Below are 5,842 nucleotides of genomic sequence, written 5' to 3' on the forward strand. Positions count from 1 at the left end.
GCCGAAAGGCAAGCCTACAGTTGAAAATCATGTACGTTATCTTGAAATACACCTATAGCAATCCAAAATAATACTGCATTCTCTTGACATATGGTTTATGATAAAGTCAAGAGGTGATAATTATGCTACATAATGAAACACGAAAACTACTCATTGAAGCTTGGAATAAGACTCACAATGCAAAAGAAATTGCAGAATGTTTTTCTGTTAATACCAGTACCGTTTATCGTCTTGAAAAAAGAATGCGCGAAACTGGTTCTGTCGAGACAAGGACTTCTTTGCGTGGGCGTAAACCGGTTCTGACTCAGAAAGATCTCCAAAATATTGATCTGCTGATCCAAAATCAGCCTGACATTACAATCAATGAGATCATAGAAAAACTTCAGTTGCATGTGAGTGATGAAACAGTCCGAAAGGCAATTTTAAAACTCGGATATGTTTATAAAAAGAAATCATTGCATGCCTCTGAACAGGAGCGTCCCCGATGTTCAGATCAGTCGAAAAAACTGGATAAAACATATGTCGGAGAACGCTGCAGATCATCTGGTTTTTCTGGATGAAAGCGGTGTCAATACAAACATGACAAGGCACTATGCCAGGTCTAAAAAAAATCAAAGGGCAGTAGACAGCACGCCGGTAAATACACCTTGTAACACAACGATTCTTTCCTCTATACGACTGGACGGTTCGACTGCATATACGGTATATCAGGGTGGAACTACGACAGAACGTTTCATCGAATATTTGAAAACAAAACTGATTCCAAGTCTATCCCGTACAGATGTTATTATAATGGATAATATGCGTTCTCATCATTCAAAAGCTGTAAAACAAGTATTGGATGAAGCCGGTATCGCTTACTGTTATTTGCCTCCATATAGCCCTGATTTGAATCCGATAGAAAAAATGTGGTCTAAAATCAAAGCTTTCTTGAGAAAGGAAAAAATTCGTATAGCAGCAAAATTGCCAGAAACAATTGAGAAGGCATTTTCGACTATACAGCAGTCAGATTGTTTGGGATGGTTTCGTTCGTGTAATTATGTGCAATAATTTATTGTTTTGCTATAGTTGAGAAACTGAAAGAAAAGATATATGTATCATTTGAAGACCTGAATGCTGAAATCAAAAAAATAGTAGCAGTCCTCAATAAACGATCTTTTCAAGGCAAGGATTTCTCAAGACAGGATGCTTTCGAAAAGTATGACAAACCATGTATGAAACCACTGCCAGGCGGATGTTACACGGCTTGCGACTATAAAGCGGTCCTAAAAGTTCCCAACAACTACCACATCTAATGTTAAGCTTAACATTAGATATGAAATGAAAAGTCAGGTAAAATGTAAAGCTTTTTACCAAAGCTCCATATTTCTACGAGTTTTATCGATTTTACAACTATGCGCTTTACATTTTCTCCTCTAAAATTAAGGAAAAACAGGAGGAGGAAAACCATGAAGGAACAAATGTCTGTAACCGAATTAATTCAAACTGTTTCGCAATCAATGAAAGGGGATGGTATCAAACAAGATTATATTACTCAGCTTTCGTATACGTGGAAAGCGTTGGAACAGTATCTTATAGCACATGATCTTGTTTTCAGCAAAGAAAACGCTTTTGCCTTTTTAAAAGATAAGTATGATATTCATGCGGATCAAAACTTCGCCAAGCTCCGCCCCATTGATAAACGAAGGAAACGAGCAGTCTGTGCTTTGCTCTATTGTGCTGATGGAAAAAGTGTATATCGTGAAAAAACATATTGGCCGTGTTCTTTCCACGATGCTTATGCGCTTCCCTTCTATGAATTCCTGAATGAACGTAAATCTCAGGATTTAGCTCTTTCAACCATAAATAGAGATATCTACACACTGAATTATTTTTCCAAGTACCTGCAGGAATCCAGGATATCAAAAATTTCTGATATATCTCCGGCAATAGTACAGGGATTTATGAAATGGCTTGCTGAGCAGAAAAACCTGCCAACCTTAAAAAGTGTTTCTGCGTCAATGCGAGTATTGCTTCGTTATCTTTACCAGAATGGACACACATCTGAGGATTACTCCCCAGTCGTCCTTTCAGTCAGATGCAGGAAGGTTGTCCCGTCTGTTTACCAAACTGATGAAATCGAAAAGATGCTGGTTTCTTTTAATCAATCCAGCGCAATTGGGATACGGAATTATGCTATGGTACTTATGGCGGCCCGGCTTGGTATAAGGGCATCTGATATCTGTGCCCTCGAATTCAAAAACATCCATTGGGAAAGAAATACCATTGAATTCGTAACTGTAAAAACTGGAAAGCCAGCTGTGCTGCCACTTCCTGCCGATGTTGGCAATGCAATTATCCGATACATAAAAGATGTCAGGCCAAACTCAGAGGATTATCATATATTTCTACGGATGCAGGCTCCTTTCAAAAAGCTCAATCCGGCGTCACTCCATATGATTGTAACAAACGCATTCCGGGATGCCGGCATAACAGCAAGACCAGGGCGTTGCCATGGCCCCCATGCACTACGCGCAAGTCTGGCAACCTCTATGTTGGAAAAAGAAATTCCATTACCAGTTATATCAGAGGTGCTTTCTCATTCAGACACAGATACTACAAAAATGTATCTGAAAGTCGATATGCATCACCTGAGAAAGATTGCCTTGGAAGTACCAGGTCTCACCGGTGTATGGATGGGAGGTGTCCGTATATGATACAGGTCTATCACAGTATCTTTGCAGAGCTCATACGGGATTTTATTGCTTATAAAAGGGCTGCTGGTTATAAGTATGAAACAGAGGCTGTCTACCTTAAAACTTTCGATGATCTTTGCTTTTCTCTGAATATAGATTCTCCAAAGTTTACAAAAGAACTCATGGACAAATGGTGTGAGAAGAAACCTTATGAGTCAGCAAGATCCTGTCACCAGCAACGTATCAGCTGTATCCGGCAGTTCGCCCTTTTCCTGATATCTTCAGGCTATGAAGCTTATATTCCAGTTAACCTTGAATATATCCGACAAAGGAAATCGAAATATTCTGCGTATATCTTTACCCACGAGGAGATGAAGCGAATCTTCGAAGCCAGTAATAAAATCTACCCAAACCGTCGGTCCACGATGCATCTTGTGATGCCTGTCCTCATCCGATTACTGTATTGTACGGGATTGCGTGTGATGGAAGCACTTAATGTACGTAAGTAGGTAATCATCCGTACCTTGACAAAATAAGAAAATCCCCCGGTACTTACCAGGGGAAGAACGTTCCTTACTTTTTCAGCTTGCTATGGCAATCGGCCGGAAGGCTGGCAGACCAAGGGAGAAGTTCCTGCATGGCTTCTTTTTCTGGAAATGGCCCCAGGTCTTTCATCTTCTCCAGCACATAGGTGAGATAATGGTATGGCTTTAGGCCATTTAGCATGGCTGTTTCCGTAATGCTGTATACGGTTGCGCTGGCCTGAGCCCCTCGGATGCTCTTTGCAAACAGCCAGTTCCGCCTCCCTATCGCAAAGTTCTTCAGCGCCCGCTCAGCCGCCAGATTATCGATACTTAAATGCCCGTCTTCCAGATAGCGTTTCAGATAAACCTCCTGATTCATGGCGTACAGGACTGCCTTCCCGATCAGCGAAGAACGGTCTACGGCATCCTCCAGGGTATGGAGCCACTCAAAGAAAGCCTCTAAAAGCGGTTTTGCCTGCTTTTGACGCTCTTCATACCTTTCTTCCGGTGACTTGTCACGGATCATCTCCTCTATCTTATAGAGCATCCCGATCCGTTCCATTGCCTGATATGCCGTTGTCTTTTTCAGCTGCTCTTTTGTGAAATCCTTTTTTAATACGGTCAGGGCTTCATCGAACTTGCGTCTCGCATGGGCCATGCATCCCGTCACAGTGATCCTTTCCGGAAGGCTGTGGTATGCCTGGTACCCATCGCAGGTGAAATATCCCTCGAACGGATTACCAAGGAATTCCTTCGGATGGTATCCGGCACGGGTCCTCTCGTACTGGAAAAGAACCATCCGCGGTGAGCCGCTGTGTTCATCCGTCAGATACACCCACATCCAGTTCTGGGTGGAACCCTCCTGGTCCGGCTCACCGATCACCTGAATCCTGGTTTCGTCCCCGTGTAAATATTTGCTTCGGAGCAGCTCCTCTTTCATCAGATCATAAAGCGGCTGCAGATACCGGTCAGCGCACAGGATAATCCAGTTTGCCATGGTCTTTGTGGAAAGGTTCAGGTTATACCTGGCGAATTCCCTCTCCTGACGCGCAAGCGGCATCCCGTTTACATACTTGGCGTTCATAATGCCTGCCACCAGTGACGGGGTTGCCGCGCTGCCTTTCAGAAGGGACGGCGCTTTTTCCGGCCGCTTCATCGCCCCGCATTTCGGGCAGCAGTAAACAAAGGTGACTTCCTCCGCCACTTCAAACCGCGCAGGGATGAATTTCAGGCGCTTTACGGTTTCCTTTGTGACCACTTTATATTTGGTGCTGCAGTCCGGACAGTATTGGTCCGCGCCCTCCAGCTTGTATTCCACCACTTCGGTTGTTTCAAAGGAGGAAAGGTCTTCTTCTTTTTTGCCGGGACGTTTCTTCCTCCGGTAAGGAGACGGATGGACCTCTTCCAGGTCCGGCTCCGGGGCATCCGCGTCCGCTTCCTTCTCCGCTTCATTAAAAAGATTCAGCTGGGTATAGCCGTCCGCGTATTTTTCGCTGGACGCACCAAACCGCTTCCTCCGGGCAAGCGTCAGGCGGTCCGAGAGCATCGCGTTCAGGAATTCCAGCTCTTTTTTCTGCTCTTCCAGCATCCGGATCTTTGTTTCCTGATTCTGCAGCCTTTCTTCCTGTCTCTGCAGCGCTTCTTCCTGCTTTTGCTGGTGCTGCTGCATGAGTTTTAACAGGGAGCACATATCCTCCCTGCTCATCCGGTTCAGTTGTTCTTCTGTAAAAATCGGGTCCATCACACAGCCTCACCTTTCTGCAATCTTTACTGGAGAGTATACCATAAAAAGGATTCGGTTCCTATCGGAAATGACCTCCGCAAACAGAGGAAAATCCGCGTCAAATCGGGGAAATTTCTGCTTTTTGCGGATTGACAGGATTCGGCTCAGATGATGATCTTCGGGTGGCGCTCCGCAAACGCGCCGCTGGGATTCAACGACAATCCATCGCATAGCCAGTGGATCTCTTTCAGGGTAACTTTGCACAGTTCGTCCGGTGTATCTGGCCAGTGGAAGGCATCCCTCTCCAGCCGTTTCATTAGGATCCAGAATCCGGACCCGTCCCATTGGAGAATCTTGATCAATGTGCGTCTGCGATTGCAGAACGCGAACATACAGCGGGAGTACGGGTCGAGATGGAATTTCAATTTGATGATTGCGGCCAAACCGGTATAGCTCTTGCGCAGATCGGTCACTCCGCACGCCAGATAGACAGTTGTGCTTCCGGAAAAATCAAGCATAGTTCTTCAGGACCTGGAGAAGGGCAGTGATTAGCCGGGCCGGGCAGTCCGCGGCAACTTCAATCCGGATATTGTCCGGAAAAAGAATTGCCACAGGCGGATTCCCCGCGATGGCATTCACCTGCAGGTTCTGTTCGGAAGGCAATTTTGCAAACACCGGTTCCGCAAAGCATTCCGTCCCGGTATCCGCTGCCCGGATCTTTCGGATCCAGTAGCTCAGCGTGGACTGTGGGATCTCGTTTTGCTGGCACCAGTCTTTGCGGGATAAACCGCTTTCCTGGAAGGCACGGATCCGCTCTGCCCAAAGATCCGCTTTTAATGCTGCATGTTCATTCGTATTAATTGGGATCACCTCCATCATTTGAGACTATCTTATCAAATGCGGAGATGAATTTGTAGGTA

General features: G+C 45.1%; 7 protein-coding genes. 4 read left to right on the forward strand and 3 right to left on the reverse strand.

Annotation, left to right across the window (positions count from 1 at the left end):
• Positions 1 to 122 precede the first annotated feature (122 nt).
• The 4 genes from WJ238_RS10380 to WJ238_RS10395 all read left to right on the forward strand — a co-directional run bounded on the left by WJ238_RS10380 (position 123) and on the right by WJ238_RS10395 (position 3,184).
• Positions 123 to 560 (forward strand): helix-turn-helix domain-containing protein, encoded by a 438-nt coding sequence (locus tag WJ238_RS10380; protein ID WP_337606898.1) that lies wholly within the window; start codon positions 123 to 125, stop codon positions 558 to 560.
• Positions 520 to 1,050: an IS630 family transposase gene (locus WJ238_RS10385; protein WP_337606899.1), complete on the forward strand. Its 531-nt coding sequence runs from the start codon at positions 520 to 522 to the stop codon at positions 1,048 to 1,050. The genes WJ238_RS10380 and WJ238_RS10385 overlap by 41 nt, the downstream gene beginning before the upstream one ends.
• 398 nt (positions 1,051 to 1,448) lie before the next feature.
• Positions 1,449 to 2,696 (forward strand): tyrosine-type recombinase/integrase, encoded by a 1,248-nt coding sequence (locus tag WJ238_RS10390; protein ID WP_337606900.1) that lies wholly within the window; start codon positions 1,449 to 1,451, stop codon positions 2,694 to 2,696.
• Positions 2,693 to 3,184 (forward strand): site-specific integrase, encoded by a 492-nt coding sequence (locus WJ238_RS10395; RefSeq protein ID WP_337606901.1) that lies wholly within the window; start codon positions 2,693 to 2,695, stop codon positions 3,182 to 3,184. The genes WJ238_RS10390 and WJ238_RS10395 overlap by 4 nt, the downstream gene beginning before the upstream one ends.
• Positions 3,185 to 3,248: 64 nt before the next feature.
• On the opposite strand, the gene tnpC is transcribed toward WJ238_RS10395, so the two are convergent.
• From tnpC to tnpA, 3 genes are all read right to left on the reverse strand, one after another.
• Positions 3,249 to 4,940, reverse strand: a complete 1,692-nt coding sequence (gene tnpC, locus WJ238_RS10400) for an IS66 family transposase (protein ID WP_296101895.1) — start codon at positions 4,938 to 4,940, stop codon at positions 3,249 to 3,251.
• A 146-nt stretch (positions 4,941 to 5,086) separates the two neighbouring features.
• Positions 5,087 to 5,440 carry an IS66 family insertion sequence element accessory protein TnpB gene (gene tnpB / locus WJ238_RS10405; RefSeq protein WP_337606902.1) on the reverse strand — a complete coding sequence of 118 codons (354 nt, stop codon included), beginning with the start codon at positions 5,438 to 5,440 and terminating at the stop codon, positions 5,087 to 5,089.
• Complete coding sequence (gene tnpA, locus WJ238_RS10410; RefSeq protein WP_337606903.1) at positions 5,433 to 5,801, reverse strand: IS66 family insertion sequence element accessory protein TnpA; 369 nt, start codon at positions 5,799 to 5,801, stop codon at positions 5,433 to 5,435. The genes tnpB and tnpA overlap by 8 nt, the downstream gene beginning before the upstream one ends.
• Positions 5,802 to 5,842 lie beyond the last annotated feature (41 nt).

Origin of the sequence: Claveliimonas sp. (genome assembly GCF_037273965.1) — a bacterium.
Taxonomy (GTDB): domain Bacteria; phylum Bacillota; class Clostridia; order Lachnospirales; family Lachnospiraceae; genus Claveliimonas; species Claveliimonas bilis.

Coding starts and splice junctions, on each gene's coding strand:
- tnpA (WP_337606903.1), bottom strand. CDS start 5,801: ATGATGGAGGTGATCCCAATTAATACGAATGAACATGCAGCATTAAAA.
- WJ238_RS10385 (WP_337606899.1), top strand. CDS start 520: ATGTCGGAGAACGCTGCAGATCATCTGGTTTTTCTGGATGAAAGCGGT.
- WJ238_RS10390 (WP_337606900.1), top strand. CDS start 1,449: ATGAAGGAACAAATGTCTGTAACCGAATTAATTCAAACTGTTTCGCAA.
- tnpC (WP_296101895.1), bottom strand. CDS start 4,940: ATGGACCCGATTTTTACAGAAGAACAACTGAACCGGATGAGCAGGGAG.
- WJ238_RS10380 (WP_337606898.1), top strand. CDS start 123: ATGCTACATAATGAAACACGAAAACTACTCATTGAAGCTTGGAATAAG.
- WJ238_RS10395 (WP_337606901.1), top strand. CDS start 2,693: ATGATACAGGTCTATCACAGTATCTTTGCAGAGCTCATACGGGATTTT.
- tnpB (WP_337606902.1), bottom strand. CDS start 5,440: ATGCTTGATTTTTCCGGAAGCACAACTGTCTATCTGGCGTGCGGAGTG.